The organism is Paenibacillus polymyxa (assembly GCF_018614975.1).
Taxonomy (GTDB): Bacteria; Bacillota; Bacilli; order Paenibacillales; family Paenibacillaceae; genus Paenibacillus; species Paenibacillus polymyxa_E.
On sequence record NZ_JAGGNR010000011.1, the window covers coordinates 275,310 to 294,047 of the forward strand.

An 18,738-nucleotide genomic window follows, 5' to 3' on the forward strand; every position below is an offset into this window, starting at 1 on the left:
GGGGGAGACAGACGAATGGGGAGCGGAGAGACCAAACCGAAAGAAGAATATGTCCATTCGGTTTTTCAGAGTATAGCCGGAAAATATGATGTTATGAATGATATTCTAAGTTTCCGCAGGCATAAGGCTTGGCGTAAATTCACCATGAAAAAGATGAACATGTCCAAAGGCGATACTGGTCTAGATTTGTGCTGCGGCACATGTGACTGGACGCTTGCTATGGCAGAGGCAAGTGAAACGGGGCACATGCACGGACTTGATTTCAGTAGCAACATGCTGGAGGTCGGCCAGACAAAGATCAATGCGGTGCAACGTCAAAAGCAGATTACCCTGACACAGGGAAATGCCATGTCACTTCCTTTTGAAGACAATTCATTTGATTATGTGACGATCGGGTTCGGGCTGCGTAATGTACCTGATCTCAGACAAGTGTTGTCTGAAATGAAACGTGTGGTCAAACCGGGCGGTATGGTTGTGTGCCTGGAATTGTCCAAGCCAACATGGCAGCCGTTCAAAGGTATTTATTATTTTTATTTTGAGAAGGTTTTACCGAATCTTGCCAAAGTGTTTGCAAAAAGTTTTGAGCAGTACAAATGGCTGCCGGACTCACTGGCCATTTTTCCGGGAAGGCAGGAACTGGCAGACATTTTTGCAGAAACTGGATTACAACAAGTGCAGGCCTACCCTCTGACCGGAGGTATCGCGGCACTGCATATTGGAACCAAGGAGAATCAGCATGTTTAGGAAAATTCGCATCTTTTTAGAAATGATCAAGATTGAACACACGCTTTTTGCTTTACCTTTTGCATTTATGGGGGCCATCCTGGGCTCCATGGTAGTGAATGATACCTTCCCAAGCTGGATGCAGATCATGTGGGTATTGCTTGCGATGGTCGGCGCACGTAGTGCGGCTTTTGGTTTGAACCGAATTATTGACCAAGCGATTGATGGCAAAAACCCGCGTACCGCGATGAGAGCTATCCCGGCAGGACTGTTGAAAAATGGGGAAGTTGTTATATTTGTCATTATCTCATTTATATTGTTATTCTGGGCCTCATCCAATCTTAATGTATTATCCATGCAACTGTTGCCTATTGCTGTGTTTATGTTGGTACTGTATTCGTACACCAAACGATTCACATGGTTATGTCACGTCGTTCTCGGAATGACGATTGGTTTGGCACCACTTGGTGGCTGGGTAGCTGTAACAGGAACGATGGATTGGACAGCGATTGTGCTGTACGTTACGATTGTTTTCTGGACAGCAGGCTTTGATATTATCTATGCATGTCAGGATCTGGAATTCGATCAGGGAGAGGGTCTTCACTCCATACCTTCCCGTTTTGGTCTGGTCAAATCATTGCAGATCGCTAAGTTCTTCCATGTGATTACTGCAATTGGTTTTCTTGCGTTATTGTTGATGACAGATCTGAGCTGGTGGTATGGCGCAGGTATGTTGGTGACGTATGGAATTCTGTTCTATCAACACTATATTGTATCGCCTAATGATATGAGCCGTGTTCAAACGGCGTTTTTTACCATGAACAGTTTGCTTAGTTTAATCGTATTTACGTTCACTCTGATTGATCTGGCGGTGAAATAAATGGTGCAGCAGCCGGACAATAAACGACTGGTTGTCGGAATTACCGGAGCGAGTGGCAGCATATATGGCATTCGATTAATTGAAACGCTGCTTGATTTGGAATATAACGTTCATCTGGTCATATCTAATGCAGGGTGGCGTGTACTGAAAGAAGAATTGGACTGGGATGTGACGAATCGGGACGCGGTGCTGGAAGAAAAATTTGGCAACCGATCCGGTTCTCTGATCTATCATCCTGTGAGTGATATAGGGGCCTCCATCGCAAGTGGTTCTTATCTGGCCGACGGCATGATTATCATGCCATGTTCTATGGGAACTCTTTCGTCCATCGCGCAGGGATCGTCGGATAATCTGATGTCCCGCGCAGCCGATGTCATGATGAAAGAGGGAAGAACATTGATCCTCGTACCACGTGAGACGCCTCTTCATGCAATCCATCTGGAGAACATGCTGAAGCTTTCTCGTCTTGGTGTACGAATGATACCGGCTATGCCTGCTTTTTATTACAAACCTCAGACTATGGATGAGTTGATTCTGTTTTTGGTGGGGAAAGTGCTGGATAGCTTGCGCATCCCACATCAACTGTTTACAAGATGGGGAGAACCGGATGAACGGGGATAACGACTGAGTTCGATACAAGGCTGTTTTTTGCCAAAGTGTTGCTCGGTTTATTTGTCCCCCGAATCCCGGGGTATTGGTGAGTGCTGATGGTGAGTCTTCATGAACCACAGTCTTGACCCATGCTCCGGCAACTTCTGTATTTTGTTTCAGAACAAGTCGCTGCGTTTAATTTCCGGGTGTCGGCTATGACATTCGGAGAAGAAAAATACGTTAGATTACCTTATAGAAAAACACAAGCAAGAACGGTAAGCCGGGTTTTTCGTAATGCCTGCAGGCCCGACTTGCTGGAGGGGAAGGTAAGCATGAATTTATGGACTGACAATACGCTGATACGGGTGAACGAATGAAACTATTGGATATTTTCGGGTTGTTAAAAAAGGACATGGATTACATTGAGAAAGAGTTGTATCGCAGTGTTCGAGGTGAACAGAAGCTGCTGAGTGAAACGTCACTTCATTTGCTCAAAGCAGGAGGAAAACGGTTGCGGCCCGTTTTTGTGTTACTTGGTGGGAAATTTGGTACATACGACATTGAACGTCTGAAGCTGGTTGCGGTTCCGCTGGAACTCATCCATTCGGCATCCCTCGTTCACGATGATGTTATTGATAATGCGGAGACGCGCCGAGGCAAACCCACGGTGAAGTCAAAATGGGATAATCGGATTGCCATGTATACTGGAGACTATATCTACGGTAAGGCACTTGAAATGACTGCCGGATTATCCGATCCAGCTATTCATCGTATCCTTGCCAAAGCTATGGTACAGATGTCCATTGGTGAGATGGAGCAAATTCGCGACTTTTTCAATACGGGACAAAGTGTTCGTAACTATCTGCTGCGAATTCGCCGCAAAACAGCACTTCTGATTGCGGTTAGCTGTCAGTTAGGGGCATTGGCTACACGTGCGCCTGAGCATGTGTCTTCTCTGCTGTATACGTACGGATACAATGTAGGGATGGCTTTCCAGATTCAAGATGATGTACTTGATCTGGTAGGTACCGAGAAACAACTTGGCAAGCCACCTGGCAGTGATATGAAGCAAGGGAATATCACTCTTCCAGTACTTTATGCCTTAGAAGAATCCGATCTGCGGGAACCTTTGCTTAAGGAGATCTCCCGTGTCCAGCATGAAGAAGGACGGGCAAGTGCATCGGATGCAATTGGAATGATTCGCCAAAGTCAAGGAATTGCTAAAGCAGAAGCCCTTGCTGACCGATATATGAAGAAAGCGCTCGATGCTCTCGATCAGCTACCTAACATCAAGACGACCAAAAACCTGCGTGATATCGCTCATTTTGTGGTTAAACGTACGCATTAAACTTTGTATGACCTTCGACTCTCGGATTGCTCATGCCCAAAGATGAACAGAACTGTGAGATTCCTCATTGGGAGGATTTGGACATGTATGTTACAATCAGAGGGATTGCGTTTACATAGTGATTAACTTTGAACCGTGAGTGAGGAGTGAGCTGATGGATCGTACATTTTTGATGGTGAAGCCGGATGGTGTGCAGCGTGGATTGATCGGTCGAATTATTAGCCGTCTGGAAGACAAAGGATTTAAGTTGGTGGCAGGCAAATTGGTGCAGATGTCTGAGGATCAGGCAAAACGCCATTATGCTGAACATGAGGGCAAACCGTTTTTCGATGATTTGGTTCGTTTTATCACATCTGGGCCTGTATTTGCCATGGTGTGGGAAGGGGACGATATTGTGGCGCTTGCGCGCATCGTCATCGGAAAAACCAATGTGAAAGAAGCAGCTCCGGGTACCATTCGCGGAGACTTCGCCAGCCACACACCACATAATCTGATTCATGGGGCAGATTCACCGGAAAGTGCTTCCCGTGAAGCAGCAAATTTCTTTGCTTCAGATGAACTGGTGGTATACGACAAGAGCATCGCAGCCTGGTTGTAATTATTAGCCAAAAGGGTGATACACGATGCTGGAGCAAGAACAACTACTAGACCCGGATTACACCGGATTCATTCGTAAAATCAAAGAGAGCACAGGCATTGATCTTGCTCAATACAAGGAAGGCCAGATGAAAAGAAGGCTGACCACACTTCGCAACAAAAACGGGTTTCATACATTTTCTAACTTTTTTGATGCTATGCAGAAGGATAAATCATTGTTCTACGAATTCCTTGATCGTATGACGATTAACGTATCGGAATTCTGGCGTAATCCCAATCGTTGGGAAGTGCTGCGGGATGAGATCCTGCCTGAGCTGCTGGGGTCCAAGCGTCGTGTCAAAGTCTGGAGTGCAGCCTGTTCAACAGGTGAAGAGCCTTATACACTCGCCATGATTCTGGACACGATGGGCATTTTGAAGGACAGCTCCATTACGGCAAGTGATCTGGATGAAGGTGCATTGGCCAAAGCCAAGGAAGGGCGTTATATGGAACGCTCGCTTAAGGATGTACCCAAAGAAACGGCAAGTCGTTACTTTAAACAGGATGGCTTGGTTTATCGTATTGATGATAAGCTGAAAAATTCGATCAAATTCATGAAACAAAATCTACTGTTAGACCGTTTTGACGATGGGTACGATCTGATTGTGTGCCGGAATGTCATGATCTACTTTACCGAGGAAGCCAAAAACCTGTTGTATCACAAATTTGCAGCAAGTTTGCGTCCAGGCGGTATTTTGTTTGTGGGTAGTACGGAGCAGATCTTCTCCCCGGGACAATATGGTCTGGAGACAGCAGAGACATTCTTCTATCGGAAAAAATAATGATAATGGTTGTTGAGCCGTCTGATGCACATGTACATGTGATCAGGCGGTTATTTGTATACCAAGCACAAGAAAGAGCCGACTTTCTTGTCAAAGCCGGTCAGCTATACTATAATAAGCAAAGAAATTATGGGATTTTAGCAATGTGAAGTTTAACAGTTTAAAGGGGGAACGTATTATGAGTTTACGCTATTTAACCGCAGGGGAGACGCACGGACCCCAATTGACCGCTATTATTGAAGGATTGCCAAGTAATTTGACAATTGATTTTGAAGAACTGAATTTCCAGCTTCACCGCCGCCAAAAGGGATATGGTCGTGGACGCCGGATGCAGATCGAGAAGGATCAGGCGAATTTCGTTGGTGGTATCCGTCACGGATATACAACAGGTGCTCCGGTAGCGCTGGTTGTTCAAAATAACGACTGGAAACATTGGCAGAATATTATGAATATTGAGCCGATTGAAGGCAGCGACGAAGAGAAACGTCGCGTTCATCGTCCACGTCCCGGACACGCTGATCTGAACGGTGGACTCAAGTATAATCTTAAAGACTTGCGTAACGTACTGGAGCGCTCCAGTGCACGTGAGACAACGGTACGTGTGGCATGTGGTGCCATTGCACGTCAATTCCTGGCTGAATTCGGAATCAAGGTAGCTGGACGTGTACTTCGTATTGGAGAGATCGAAGCTCCGTATCAGGACCTTCCGATTGATGAACTGATCGCAGTGACAGAAGCTTCCTCTGTACGTGTCACGGATGCTGAGACAGAGAAGAAGATGGAAGCCTACATCGACCAGATTAAACAAGAAGGCGATTCCATCGGAGGAATCGTGGAATGTATCGTTGAAGGCGTACCTATTGGTCTTGGTAGTTATGTTCAATACGATCGCAAGCTGGATGCACGAATCGCTCAAGGCGTAATGTCCATTAATGCATTCAAAGGCGTAGAGATTGGTATCGGATTCGAAGCAGGAGTCATTCGGGGATCACAGGTGCATGATGAAATCATGCATACGGATGAGCGCGGCTACCACCGGGCAACCAACCGTCTGGGTGGATTCGAGGGTGGTATGACAAACGGTATGCCAGTAGTTGTACGTGGTGTAATGAAGCCGATCCCAACGTTGTATAAGCCACTGCAAAGTGTTGATATTGATACAAAAGAAGCATTTACAGCTCAGGTGGAGCGCTCGGACGCTTGTGCTGTACCCGCAGCGAGTGTGGTTATGGAGCATGTTGTAGCGTGGGAAATTGCCAAAGCATTCCTGGAGAAATTCGGCGGGGATTCCATGGAAGAGATCCGTGCCAATGTTGCTAGTTATAACGCTCAACTGGAGAGTTACTAATATGCGTCAGCTGACGGTACAGTTGGAGGAACGCTCATATCCGATTCTGATTGGTAGCGGCCTATTGGCACAAGCCCCTCAATATTTTGAGCAATATGGCTTGACCAAAAAAAGTCCGCTACTCATCATTACAGATGAAAATGTGGCTCCCAAATACTTGTCAGGTTTGGAGCAAACGCTGCGTACGGCTGGTTATACCGTCGTATCGGCGGTTGTGCCCTCTGGTGAAACATCGAAATCCCTTTCGGTGTACCAGGATATGATGACCGTTGCGATCGAAGGTAAACTGGATCGTAGTTCTGCGATTCTGGCCCTAGGTGGTGGTGTCGTAGGTGATCTGGCTGGTTTTGTTGCCGCTACATATATGCGAGGAATCAAGTTTGTTCAAGTACCTACAACGATTTTGGCGCATGACAGCAGTGTAGGCGGCAAGGTGGCTGTCAATCATCCGCTGGCTAAAAATATGATTGGTGCATTCCACCAGCCCGAACTTGTACTCTACGATGTGGACACACTTCAATCCTTACCGCCACGAGATGTTTCGGCAGGGTTGTCAGAGATGCTGAAGCACGGACTGATCCGTGATGAGGCTTTTGCACATTGGTGTGAGGAGCATGCGGAAGAGTTGCTTGCGCTTAATCCGGAAGCATTGGGATACGGCTTGGAGCGCGGGTGTGGTATTAAGGCAGAGATTGTATCCAGAGACGAACGGGAAAATGGAGAACGTGCGTTGTTGAACCTTGGACATACAATTGGTCATGCCATTGAAGCGATTGCTGGTTATGGAGAATTCCTGCACGGAGAAGCGATCTCGATCGGTATGGCTGGATCAGCATTGCTTGGTGAGAAGCTTGGTGCGCCAGCAGGGCTCTATGAAGATACGGTCCGCATGTTGCGTTCACTTCGCCTTCCAACAACGATGCCTGCGCATCTGGACACGGATGCATTAATGGAAGCGATGATGCATGACAAAAAGTTCCGTGAAGGTCATATGGTGTTCATCATTCCTGATCGGATTGGGGCTGCAAGAATTGTGAAGGACGTACCTGTGTCGGCAGTTCGGGACGTCATTGAAATGCTCAGGAAGGGAGAATAACAGGCAATGGTCACACGGGGAATTCGCGGAGCTACAACAGTTACGCAGAACAACGAAGAACAGATTTTGAAGGAAACGGCTGTATTGTTGCAGGAGATCGTGGATCGCAATGAGATCCAACCGGAAGATATCTGCAGTGTGTGGATAACGTTAACTGGGGATCTGGATGCTGCTTTCCCGGCAAAAGCTATTCGCCAACTGGATGGCTGGGAACTTGTACCACTTATGTGTGCACTGGAGGTTCCTGTTAAAGGTGCCTTGGCACAGTGCATTCGTTTCATGGTGCATGTCAATACGAATAAAGCTCAGAATGAAATCAACCATGTGTATCTGAACGGTGCACAGGCATTACGTCCGGATTTGGCAGCACCTTCCGGCTCTTAAGTGGTGGGTTGTCAAACCGATCATAATGATGTATAGTGAGAACCAGTTGAGTAGAGTAGAGATTGAGCTGAGAGCAGCTGAGCTAGTGGAGTATATAGCAGAGTCCAGTGGGTGGTAACCGGGGCAACAGAAACCGGTCAACTGATTCACGGTACGTCGTGCTACGGAATACGTAACAGGAACAGGGAAAACAAACGTGTCATAGGACATCTTGTTTTGATATATTTTGGTACAAACACAATCAATGCACCCTCCTATATTTTACGAAATATTGGAGTGAGTAGTTGAAGTGTTATAACTGAACTATTTTCCCGAATTGGATGATGTGAGATGCATCAATTCAGCGACCTGTGAATAATCCGAGAGCGAAGTATAGGGACTTGTTATTTATGAAACATCACCCTGTTAAATACAGCTTATAACCAAACCTCTACCTGATGGTAGAGGTTTTTTTGTACATATACCCTTTTCTTCTACCTAAATCTGAAAGGACGTGATCTGATGATAACGCCAAACGTTAATCAAGTACTGAAAATGTCGAATGAGTATAATCTGATTCCGGTAGTCAAACGGATTCTGGCAGATATGGAGACACCGATTCGAATATTCCGCCGTTATGCTGACAACGACCGGGCATTCCTGCTGGAAAGTGTAGAGGGGGGGATCCAATGGGCGAGATACTCGTTCATCGGTACAGATCCGTTCCTGATGATTTCGGCGAAGAAGGGCCGGATCGTTGTAGAAGAAGCAGGGAAAACTCGTGAATTGCCAGGCAAACCGATTGAAGAACTGAAAGCACTGCTGCGTAAGTATCGCAGCCCAAAAGATGATGAACTGCCACCATTCACAGGTGGGGCAATTGGTTTCTTCGGATATGATCTGCTGTCCTATTATGAGAAGCTTCCAGCCCATGCGCTGGATGACCTGAACATGGATGACATTCGCTTTATGTTCTGTGACCAGATTATCGTGTTTGACCATGTGAAGCAGCAGATGCTGCTCGTCGGGAATGTACACGTCAAGGACGGTGCAACGGATGACGAGATACGGCAAGCGTATGCAGTGACTTCGGAGAAGCTGGAGCAGGCCGCAGAACGTTTGCAGCAGCAAGGACCAGGGGAGAACCTGAATCCGCGTTCTATTCCGGGAGACGTGGAACTGGGGGATATTCGCTCCAACCTCACGAAGGAGCAATTTATCGGCAATGTGGAGCAAGCGAAAGATTATATTCGCGCAGGTGATATTTTTCAAGTGGTATTATCCCAGCGTTTCCACATTGATACGGAGGTTTCTCCGCTTCACGTGTATCGTGTGCTTCGGACTCTGAATCCATCGCCTTATATGTACTACCTCAAAATGGATGATGAGATTATCGTGGGTACTTCGCCTGAAGCGCTGGTCAAGGTGGACGGGAATCGTGTGGAGACACGTCCGATTGCAGGCACACGTCCAAGGGGAGCTACTGAAGCGGAAGATCGTGCACTCGCTGCTGATCTGCTCCAGGATGAGAAGGAACGCGCGGAGCATCTGATGCTGGTTGATCTGGGCCGTAACGATCTGGGCCGGGTATCCAGCTTTGGCAGTGTGAAGTGTGACATGTTCATGGAGATTGAACGGTATTCTCACGTGATGCACATGGTATCCAACGTTACAGGCGAGCTTAGAGAAGACAAGGATTTCTTCGATGCGTTCCTCTCGTGCTTGCCAGCAGGTACCGTATCCGGTGCACCGAAACTGCGTGCAATGGAGATTATCGCGGAACTGGAGAAAGAGGCACGTGGTGCCTATGCAGGAGCAATCGGATACCTTGGTTTCTCGGGTAACATGGACTCCTGTATTACAATTCGTACGATTATTTTCAAAAAAGGAAAAGCATATGTACAGGCCGGAGCGGGAATCGTATGGGATTCTGTGCCTGAGAATGAATATGAGGAAACGGTTAACAAAGCTAAAGCATTGCTCAAGGCGATTCGAACAGCAGAAGCGATGTTTCCTGCCAAAGAAAAGGACAGCACGTTGAGACTGGCGAATGCAGACTACTTTGTCACACCAGCGGCCGCTAAGAACTGAGAGAGGAGAGACAGGAGATGAACATAAACCCGATAATAAATGAGAACCCTGTAACCCCGATTGCTGAGATTAATCGCGAGGATGGCATGAAGAATGGTTTGGCAAAGATTTTGGAGGGCAGCCATCTGGAGCAAGCCGAAGCACGAGATTTGATGTACTCGATTATGAGAGGTGAGGCAACGCCGGCTCAAATCGGAGGTTTGCTGATGGCGCTGCGGATGAAGGGGGAAACAGTGGATGAGATCACCGGTTTTGCGGAAGCCATGCGTGGTCAGGGCGGACGGATTCTAACGGATGGCAGCGGCTTGCTGGACACGTGTGGAACAGGTGGATCGGGTATTCACAAATTCAACATTTCCACAGCATCCGCGATCATTGCTTCGGCCGTCTCGGTTCGGGTTGCCAAACATGGCAACCGTTCAGCTTCAGGCAGAGCGGGAAGTGCAGATGTATTAGAGGCCCTCGGTGTAAATATCCATCTGAACGGGGAGCAGGCTAGACAATGTCTGGATGATATCGGAATCTGCTTCTGTTTTGCCCAGGTATATCACCCTTCCATGCGACATGCGGCAGGACCAAGAAAGGAGCTGGGTGTTCGGACCATTTTCAATATGCTGGGACCATTAACCAATCCTGCGGGAGCAGATCGCCAATTGCTTGGTCTGTATGATCGTTCCCGGACGCCGATGATTGCTGAAGTATTGAATCGTCTTGGTCTCAAAAGAGCGTTGGTTGTGGCCAGCTATGATGGTCTGGATGAAATCAGTATCTCGGCACCAACTCAGGTATCTGAACTTCGCAATGGTGAAGTGCACACCTATGATATTGATCCACGTGATATGGGCTTGTCTCTGCATCCGCTCGAAGCGGTGCTTGGAGGAGATGCAGCACAGAATGCCGAAATTATTAAGAGGATCTTCCAGGGTGAGCAGAGTGCCTACCGTGATGTCGTTCTGTTGAACGCCGGAGCGTGCATCTATGTATCCGGTCTTGCGGATAGCATTGCTGAAGGGGTAACACTTGCCGCAGAAGCGGTAGATTCGGGCAAAGCTGCCGGGAAACTTGAACAGTTAATTCATACAACGGAGGCGTACAGTCATGTATCTTGATCGAATCGTTGCAACCAAACATAAAGAAGTTGAAGTTCTGGCACAAACATTTAACATGGATGAAGCTATCCAACAAATCGAACAACTACCCGCAACACGTGGGTTTGAACAAGCACTATCGAGCGGACGCAATCGCAAACTCGGCCTTATTGCTGAAGTGAAGAAGGCTTCGCCATCTAAAGGATTGATCCGTCCTGATTTTCATCCGGTAGAGATTGCTGCTGCTTATGAGCGAGCGGGTGCAGATTGCATCTCTGTATTAACGGATGTATCGTATTTTCAAGGGAGCAACGAGTACTTGCAGGCGATCCATAGGGCGGTGAACATTCCGCTATTACGCAAGGATTTTATTATAGATGAACGACAAATTGCCGAGGCAAGATTACTGGGTGCGGATGCGATACTGCTGATTGCCAGCATTCTGACACCTGAACAGATTCGTCAATATCTGGAATTCGCCAAAAGTTTGGGGCTGGATGCCTTGATTGAAGTCCACGATCGAACAGAACTGGAGCAAGTATTGGAGATCCCGCAGGCAACACTAGTGGGCATCAATAATCGTAATTTGAAAACATTCGAAACCAGTCTGAACACGACACTGGATTTGATGGAATTGATTCCAAGTGGCGTTACCTTGATTAGCGAAAGTGGTATTGACGGGCCAGAATCAATAGTACCTCTGATCCAGGCCGGTGTTCATGGTATTCTCGTAGGTGAGCATCTCATGCGCAAGGATGATGTCGAGGCGGCTGTATATGATCTGATGGGAACCAAATGATGAATACTTCCATACACGATGGCACAGGCGACAGTATGTCAGAACTGAGAAACCCGCTGCCAGCGGCCGTAAAAATATGTGGACTTCAGGACGTTGAAGTGCTAAAATCGATGATAAACTTGCCTGTGGATTACATTGGTGTTGTTTTTGCCAAATCACGCCGCCGAATCGAACCCGAGCGGGCTGCTGCATTAAGAACGGTGTTGTTCGAATGGTCGGCCTATGATCGACCGAAGCTTGCGGGTGTATTTGTGAATCCTACGCTGGAAGAGCTGGAGCATATTATGATGTTAGCTCAACTGGATGTTATTCAACTGCATGGACAGGAGACTGCGGAATTTTGCCAGCAGGTGAAGCAGAGGTGGAATGCTAAAGTGTTCAAAGTTTTTTCTTTTCCCAAAGATGAAACGGGACCGGAAGCTGATGATGCAGCCATAAGGGCTCTTGATACTTACGATAAATTCGTGGATGCGATATTGCTTGATACCCATGATCCTCTATATGGAGGGGGCTCTGGGAAAACGTTTGCCTGGGAGCGAATTCCTGTCTATGCTGAATGGGCGAAAAGTCGCGAAATTGCCCTGTTTGTTGCAGGAGGTTTGCAGCCGGACAATGTACAAGAACTAATACAGACATATGCACCTTTCGGCGTCGATGTATCCAGCGGCGTTGAGACTGAAGGTGTGAAGGATATTGCCAAAATTACAGCATTCGTAGAAAGGGTGAAGCAGGCATGACACATCAATTGCCGGATCAACACGGGCGTTTCGGTCACTTCGGAGGCCGCTTTGTACCTGAGACATTAATGAACGCACTTATTGAGTTGGAGGAGGCATATAGCCACTTCTCTGAAGATGAGGAATTCAACAAGGAACTGAACTATCTGCTGAGTGAGTACTCTGGACGTGAAACGCCATTGTATCATGCAGAGCAATTGTCACGCCGATTGGGCGGACCGAAAATTTATCTGAAACGTGAAGATCTCAATCATACAGGTGCGCACAAAATTAATAACGCCATTGGACAAGGTTTGCTTGCCAAACGGATGGGCAAAAAGAAAGTTATTGCCGAAACAGGTGCAGGTCAACATGGCGTTGCAACGGCAACAGTAGCCGCATTGCTTGGACTGGAATGCAAAGTATTTATGGGCGAAGAAGATACAGAGCGTCAGCAGTTAAACGTATTTCGGATGAAGCTGCTCGGAGCAGAAGTAATTCCGGTGACGTCCGGAACACGGACACTGAAGGATGCTGGTAATGAAGCGCTTCGTTACTGGGTCAGCAATGTGGAGGATACGTTTTATGTGCTCGGATCAGTGGTTGGTCCTCATCCATATCCGATGATGGTGCGGAATTTCCAACGTGTAATCGGTGATGAGACCCGTCGTCAGATTCAGGAGATCGAAGGGCGTTTGCCGGATGTAATTGTAGCAGCTGTTGGTGGAGGAAGTAATGCGATCGGGATGTTCTATCCATTTATCGGTGATCAGGATGTGAAGCTTGTTGGTGTTGAAGCCGCAGGCAAAGGGGTCGATACCGAGTATCATGCGGCGACGATGACCAAAGGTACGCATGGTGTATTCCAGGGATCTATGAGTTACCTGTTGCAGGATGAGTATGGACAGGTTCAGCCAGCGCATTCCATCTCGGCCGGACTTGATTATCCGGGTGTTGGTCCGGAGCATTCCTATCTCAAGGATATTGAACGGGCAAAATATGTACCGATCACGGATCAGGAAGCACTGGATGCCCTGCAATTGCTATGTCGGACAGAAGGAATCATTCCTGCTCTGGAGTCTGCACATGCGGTTGCCCAAGTTGTCAAACTGGCGCCTGAACTCACAGCAGATGATATTGTAGTTATTTGTCTGTCGGGACGTGGAGACAAGGACGTTGAATCGATTATGAAATACACGGGAGGCGACTTGGGATGAATCTGATGGACCAGACCTTCCAGCAATTGAAGCAACAGAATCGCACGGCACTTATTCCATTCTTAACCGTGGGAGACCCGGATGTGGATACAACGATTGATATCATCAAGGAGCTTGAACAGGCTGGAGCGGATATTTTGGAACTGGGTGTTCCCTATTCGGATCCGCTTGCAGATGGCCCAGTCATTCAGCGTGCTTCCGAACGTGCGCTCAAAAGCCAGATTACCATTCGTACTGTTATGGAAACCGCAGCAAAAGCTCGTAAGGCAGGTGTGAAACTGCCGTTTGTACTGTTCACCTATTATAATCCGGTATTGCAGACAGGACTGGATGTATTCTTTGATGAATTGGTCAAACACGATATTAGTGGCATGATCATTCCGGACCTGCCAATTGAGGAAGCGGAAGAGATGCGACAACGTGCAAATCGTGCTGGTGTGCATCTGGTGCCGCTTGTTGCACCTACATCTAATGCTCGGATTGAGCGGATTGTAACGGGAGCGAGTGGCTTTATCTACTGTGTATCTTCCCTTGGGGTAACCGGAGAGAGAGCTTCTTTCTTTGATGGCGTAGAGAGCTTCATTGAGACGGTGAAAAGTCTGACAGACCTCCCTGTTGCGGTAGGTTTTGGTATCTCCAGTCATGAGCAGGTGGCACATTTCTCCCGCATCTGCGATGGTGTTGTTGTAGGTAGTGCCATTGTTCGTCAGGTGGAAGATGCGATTCCTCTGCTTGAAAATCCGGATACGCGTGCAGCGGGACTGTTGCAAATTCGTAACTTTGTGGCACAATTAAAGGGATAGGGATGTCCTGAAAGGACATCTTTTGGACACGTGAGGTGCACGCTGATTCGTGTCTGACATTATTTCAATAACAGGAGGCGGTCGGGTTGAAACCGAAATCCCAGATTGTCAATCTGCCTGTGTACCAGCCGGGCAAACCGATTGAAGAAGTGAAACGTGAGCTGGGGCTTGAACAAGTCATCAAGCTGGCCTCCAACGAAAACCCGTACGGCAGTTCTCCTGCCGCCCTGGAAGCCATTACGAGAGAAATGACTAATATAAGCATATACCCAGACGGTAGCTCGGTTGAGCTGACGGGAGTTCTTGCCAAGCATCTTGGCGTTGAACGGAACAACTTAATATTTGGTTGTGGTTCCGATGAGATTATTGCTTTGATCACGAGAGCTTTCTTCTTGCCGGGTGACGAGACCATCATGGCAGATCAGACATTTTCTGTATATAAAAGCAATGCAGATATTGAGGGTGCCGTGACCATCGAAGTGCCTCTGAAAGATGGCACGCATGATCTGAGCGCGATGCTCGCACAAATTAACGACAAGACCAAAGCAGTATGGGTGTGTAATCCAAATAATCCGACAGGTACGATTATCTCCGAGCAGGAACTTACAGCCTTTATGGACCGTGTGCCTGCTCATGTGATGGTCATACTGGACGAAGCTTATTATGAATTCGTAACCGATGAAGCATACCCGCAAAGCGTACCATTGATCGAACGGTATCCGAACTTGGTCATTCTGCGGACATTCTCCAAAATTTACGGTTTGGCTTCGCTCCGGATCGGGTATGGTATTGCACGTCCCGAAATTATTGATTTGATTAACCGAGTACGTGAGCCATTTAACACCTCCCGTTTTGGACAGGTTGCGGCGACGGCTGCACTGCTGGATCAGGATTTTGTTCAAGAGTGCTCGAAGCGGAATGCAACGGATCGGGATTTCCTGCAAAATGAATTTACACGGCTCGGATTGTCGTATTTCCCTTCACAGGGTAATTTCATTATGGTTGATCTGAATATGCCTTCGGCAATTGCGTTCCAATCCTTGCTCAAACAAGGCATTATCGTTCGCCCAGGATTTCACGTATATCCAACTTACATTCGTGTGTCCGTCGGAACATCAGAACAGAACCGTGCATTTGTCACGGCACTGGAGAACACGCTGGCTGAGAAGGCGGTAGCACGCCCTTAATACTGGCGATGAAAGAGTGAGGACCCATGAAACTAAAAATTGCAATGATCGGTGTAGGACTCATTGGCGGTTCACTGGCGCTCTGCTTCAAAGGCAAGCCAGGTGTAACCGTGATGGGTTACGCCCACTTGGATGAACTGAAGGACAAGTACATAGCGAGCGGTGTAGTGGATGAGGCTACGCTCTCTCTGGAAGAAGCGGTAGAGGATGCCGACTTTATTTTTTTGTGCGTTCCCGTAGGTTTGCTTGAATCCTATTTCGAAAAGCTCTCCAAGCTGCCATTGAAAAAAGGATGTATCATCACGGACGTAGGAAGCACTAAAGCTTCCATTGCCGCCTGTGCCGAGCATGTGCGGCTGACTGACGCTTACTTCATTGGTGGTCATCCTATGGCAGGGTCGGAGCGTGCAGGCGTAGATGCGGCCTCAGCCGTGTTGTTCGAGAATGCATACTATGTCTTAACTCCTTCAGAATATGTACCTGAGGAAGCCTACAGCAGGCTGTCTGAGCTGCTTGCGTATACGCGGGCACAGATCGTGCGTGTTGAGCCCCTGCTGCACGATGACATCGTGGGGGCGATTAGTCATCTGCCACATGTCATTGCTGTTGCGCTGGTGAATCAGGTGCGTGAATATAATGAGTCGAACCCGCTATATAAAATGCTGGCTGCAGGTGGTTTCCGGGATATTACCCGGATTGCGTCCAGTGATGCGATTGTGTGGAGAGATATCTTGCTTAGCAACCGTGATGTACTGCTAGGCTTGCTTAAGGACTGGAATAGCCAGATGACGGCCTTTACGGATATGCTGGAGCATAAGAACGGTGAAGGCATAGAAGAAGCATTTCGTCAGGCCCGTGAGTTCCGCAGTGTATTGCCCGAACGACGCAAAGGCATGATTTCCTCGTTATTTGATCTGTACACCGATGTACAGGATGCACCGGGTATGATCGGTAAGATCGCAACTGAGCTTGGGGCGAATGATATCAACCTGAGCAACTTGGAGATTATCGAAAACCGGGTGGATGTGCCGGGCATTATGCGTCTGTCTTTCCGTCAGGAAGAGGATATGGAACGAGCGAAGACGTTATTGGATTCCTTAGGCTATCAAGTGTGGATATAAGACGAGAAAGAGGGCGAAAGCCCTCTTTTTTGTGAGGTTATATTGGAGTTGTTATTTGATTTTCAGTCACAGATCAAAGAGGGTTTATATAAATATTAACATATAGATATCTTTTTAAAGACAAAAAAAAGACCGCTTACAAAAGCGGCCATTGCTCACGTGGAGCAATACAGTTATTGGATAGGAGTGGAGAGAAACCATACTGTACCCTTATTATATGTATACGTTTTCATTTTGTCAACACTTTAAGTGAATTTGTTTGAATTAATTATATCTTTCGGTAATTCAGGATAATAACTCCTTTTTTTAGGGATACCTTAGATCAAAAAAATATCACATTTTTGTAACCTTTTCGGGATCTCGTCCGTCTATATAAGCAAGGCCTACCAAAAAGGCTCAAAATGAAGTCATGAACGTGAAAATGACTGCATATGAATGACAGGTCGGGTTCTGGCGATCGCAATGGATTTGCCAGGATGATGCAGACCGTTGTACAATAAATACTGTTAATGTAGAAACGTTGGGGAAATTGCCATTACATAGGGGAATTTGGCGGGAAGGCCAGTTATGGCGCTGAACGCTGTTTATATGCGGTGAGAACCGCAACTTTTTTGTGCCTGTTCGGTAATACATGGATAGAGTCGAACGGGGAGAAGCACATGGATGGGCGAGGAGGGGTCGCACTCAAATGACGGATTCCCAGTTGATTCGAGAGATCAAGGAAGGTAACCTGGAGTTATATTCCGAGCTGATGAGTCGTTATCAGCGTAAAATACTGGCTTTCGTATATCATATGTTGAAAAGTTCCAATATGGAGCTGCTTGCGGAAGATCTCTGTTCTGAGACTTTCTATAAAGCGTACCGCAGTCTACACTCATTCCGCGAGGTGGATGCCTCATTCTCAACCTGGTTGTATACCATTGCGAGAAATACGGTATTGAGTGAGCTTCGCAAACAGCGCAGCGGGAATATTCCACTCGAAGAGAGCGGTTTTGTACCTGTTGCTCCGTCCGAGAATGCGCCAGAGTATGCTGTATTGCGCAGTGAGCGAGTGATGCTGGTTAGGGATGCGATTAACAATTTGCCGGAGAAGCAGCGTTCTGCGATTATACTCCGCGAGTATGATCAACTAGACTACCAAGAGATTGCGAATATTCTTGGGCAGAGCGTCAGTTCTGTGAAATCGTTATTATTCAGAGCAAGATCAAGCGTAAAAACTCAATTGGAACCTTATTTCTTCGAACCGGTGTACGAGCCATATGAAGGGATGAAGAACCGATGAATTGCAATGAAGCCCAGGAACTGTTTGCACTGGTCTGGGACTTGCCGGAAACTCATCCTCAGCGGATTGCATTTCATGCTCATCTCGCTGGTTGTGAAGAGTGCTCCGAACAGTTTGAGGTCTGGGAAGAAGCTCAGATCTTGCTGCACAGCATTCCGGTTCCAGTGACAGAACAACAAGCACAGAGAGTGAACCGTAACGTTATGGACCGGATCTACGCGGAGTCTCCATGGCTACTGCCGGAAGAGGCAAAGGTTAATCGTTTCTCTGCTGTGATCCGCAAGCATATGTCTTTGTGGATTGCCGCGTTCCTGGCTATTTTTTTATGCAGCTTTCTGTATATGGCAATGTTTAAGCCAGACGTATCAGAAGCTGAGCAAACCAACGTTGTTGCTACGGGTATCCTGGAGACAGGGGTTGCCGGAAGCGGACCATCGTCCTCTGGAATGTATCAGTACAACATGACTGGAGCGGACAGAGGAAGTATCATAGAACCTTTTGTTGTGAGCATGGGACCTGCTTATCCGCAGTATTGGATGGCCCTCTCTTTACTTGCAATAGGAATGGCGTTATTTTCTCTTGGTCGTATGCATCGAACAACGAATAAACGTAAACAAGGTGCGAGTGCATAGGTAATAACCTTTCGTTCGCCGTGTGGAGAAATGAG

At 47.3% G+C, this 18,738-nt stretch carries 19 protein-coding genes; all 19 read left to right on the plus strand.

Features of this window, described 5'->3' with window-relative positions:
* The first annotated feature begins 15 nt into the window (after positions 1 to 15).
* The 19 genes from J7E78_RS09850 (at position 16) to J7E78_RS09940 (ending at position 18,703) form a co-directional block, all read left to right on the plus strand.
* Complete coding sequence (locus J7E78_RS09850) at positions 16 to 744, plus strand: demethylmenaquinone methyltransferase (protein ID WP_036607690.1); 729 nt, start codon at positions 16 to 18, stop codon at positions 742 to 744.
* The gene (locus J7E78_RS09855; protein ID WP_062835193.1) at positions 737 to 1,603 is read left to right on the plus strand and encodes a UbiA-like polyprenyltransferase; all 867 of its coding nucleotides are present in this window, start codon (positions 737 to 739) and stop codon (positions 1,601 to 1,603) included. Before J7E78_RS09850 ends, J7E78_RS09855 begins: the two co-directional genes overlap by 8 nt.
* Positions 1,604 to 2,224, plus strand: a complete 621-nt coding sequence (locus J7E78_RS09860; protein WP_215076001.1) for a UbiX family flavin prenyltransferase — start codon at positions 1,604 to 1,606, stop codon at positions 2,222 to 2,224.
* 343 nt (positions 2,225 to 2,567) lie between these two features.
* On the plus strand, positions 2,568 to 3,542 hold the full coding sequence (locus J7E78_RS09865) for a polyprenyl synthetase family protein (protein ID WP_017687703.1): 975 nt from the start codon (positions 2,568 to 2,570) through the stop codon (positions 3,540 to 3,542).
* Positions 3,543 to 3,696: 154 nt separating this feature from the next.
* Entirely contained in the window at positions 3,697 to 4,140 is a 444-nt protein-coding gene (gene ndk / locus J7E78_RS09870) for a nucleoside-diphosphate kinase (protein ID WP_017687704.1), read from the plus strand.
* A gap of 25 nt (positions 4,141 to 4,165) precedes the next feature.
* Positions 4,166 to 4,960: a CheR family methyltransferase gene (locus tag J7E78_RS09875; RefSeq protein WP_215076002.1), complete on the plus strand. Its 795-nt coding sequence runs from the start codon at positions 4,166 to 4,168 to the stop codon at positions 4,958 to 4,960.
* Positions 4,961 to 5,138: 178 nt separating this feature from the next.
* Positions 5,139 to 6,308 carry a chorismate synthase gene (gene aroC / locus J7E78_RS09880; RefSeq protein ID WP_091028940.1) on the plus strand — a complete coding sequence of 390 codons (1,170 nt, stop codon included), beginning with the start codon at positions 5,139 to 5,141 and terminating at the stop codon, positions 6,306 to 6,308.
* 1 nt (position 6,309) lies between these two features.
* Complete coding sequence (aroB, locus tag J7E78_RS09885; protein ID WP_036607679.1) at positions 6,310 to 7,404, plus strand: 3-dehydroquinate synthase; 1,095 nt, start codon at positions 6,310 to 6,312, stop codon at positions 7,402 to 7,404.
* A 6-nt stretch (positions 7,405 to 7,410) separates the two neighbouring features.
* A complete protein-coding gene (gene aroH, locus J7E78_RS09890; protein ID WP_047843558.1) occupies positions 7,411 to 7,788 on the plus strand; it encodes a chorismate mutase in 378 nt (125 codons plus the stop codon).
* 501 nt (positions 7,789 to 8,289) lie between these two features.
* Positions 8,290 to 9,858 carry an anthranilate synthase component I gene (gene trpE, locus J7E78_RS09895; protein WP_036607674.1) on the plus strand — a complete coding sequence of 523 codons (1,569 nt, stop codon included), beginning with the start codon at positions 8,290 to 8,292 and terminating at the stop codon, positions 9,856 to 9,858.
* A gap of 68 nt (positions 9,859 to 9,926) precedes the next feature.
* Positions 9,927 to 10,967 (plus strand): anthranilate phosphoribosyltransferase, encoded by a 1,041-nt coding sequence (trpD, locus tag J7E78_RS09900; protein ID WP_215076194.1) that lies wholly within the window; start codon positions 9,927 to 9,929, stop codon positions 10,965 to 10,967.
* The gene (gene trpC, locus J7E78_RS09905) at positions 10,957 to 11,745 is read left to right on the plus strand and encodes an indole-3-glycerol phosphate synthase TrpC (RefSeq protein WP_215076003.1); all 789 of its coding nucleotides are present in this window, start codon (positions 10,957 to 10,959) and stop codon (positions 11,743 to 11,745) included. Before trpD ends, trpC begins: the two co-directional genes overlap by 11 nt.
* Before the next feature lie 35 nt (positions 11,746 to 11,780).
* A complete protein-coding gene (locus tag J7E78_RS09910) occupies positions 11,781 to 12,482 on the plus strand; it encodes a phosphoribosylanthranilate isomerase (RefSeq protein ID WP_215076004.1) in 702 nt (233 codons plus the stop codon).
* On the plus strand, positions 12,479 to 13,678 hold the full coding sequence (gene trpB, locus J7E78_RS09915; protein ID WP_215076005.1) for a tryptophan synthase subunit beta: 1,200 nt from the start codon (positions 12,479 to 12,481) through the stop codon (positions 13,676 to 13,678). The genes J7E78_RS09910 and trpB overlap by 4 nt, the downstream gene beginning before the upstream one ends.
* Positions 13,675 to 14,481, plus strand: a complete 807-nt coding sequence (gene trpA, locus J7E78_RS09920; RefSeq protein ID WP_215076006.1) for a tryptophan synthase subunit alpha — start codon at positions 13,675 to 13,677, stop codon at positions 14,479 to 14,481. The genes trpB and trpA overlap by 4 nt, the downstream gene beginning before the upstream one ends.
* A gap of 86 nt (positions 14,482 to 14,567) precedes the next feature.
* Positions 14,568 to 15,668 (plus strand): histidinol-phosphate transaminase, encoded by a 1,101-nt coding sequence (hisC, locus tag J7E78_RS09925; protein WP_215076007.1) that lies wholly within the window; start codon positions 14,568 to 14,570, stop codon positions 15,666 to 15,668.
* 26 nt (positions 15,669 to 15,694) lie between these two features.
* Positions 15,695 to 16,789 carry a prephenate dehydrogenase gene (locus J7E78_RS09930; protein WP_215076008.1) on the plus strand — a complete coding sequence of 365 codons (1,095 nt, stop codon included), beginning with the start codon at positions 15,695 to 15,697 and terminating at the stop codon, positions 16,787 to 16,789.
* Positions 16,790 to 17,477: 688 nt separating this feature from the next.
* Complete coding sequence (locus tag J7E78_RS09935) at positions 17,478 to 18,071, plus strand: RNA polymerase sigma factor (RefSeq protein WP_215076009.1); 594 nt, start codon at positions 17,478 to 17,480, stop codon at positions 18,069 to 18,071.
* Positions 18,068 to 18,703: an anti-sigma factor family protein gene (locus tag J7E78_RS09940; RefSeq protein ID WP_215076010.1), complete on the plus strand. Its 636-nt coding sequence runs from the start codon at positions 18,068 to 18,070 to the stop codon at positions 18,701 to 18,703. Before J7E78_RS09935 ends, J7E78_RS09940 begins: the two co-directional genes overlap by 4 nt.
* Positions 18,704 to 18,738: the final 35 nt, after the last annotated feature.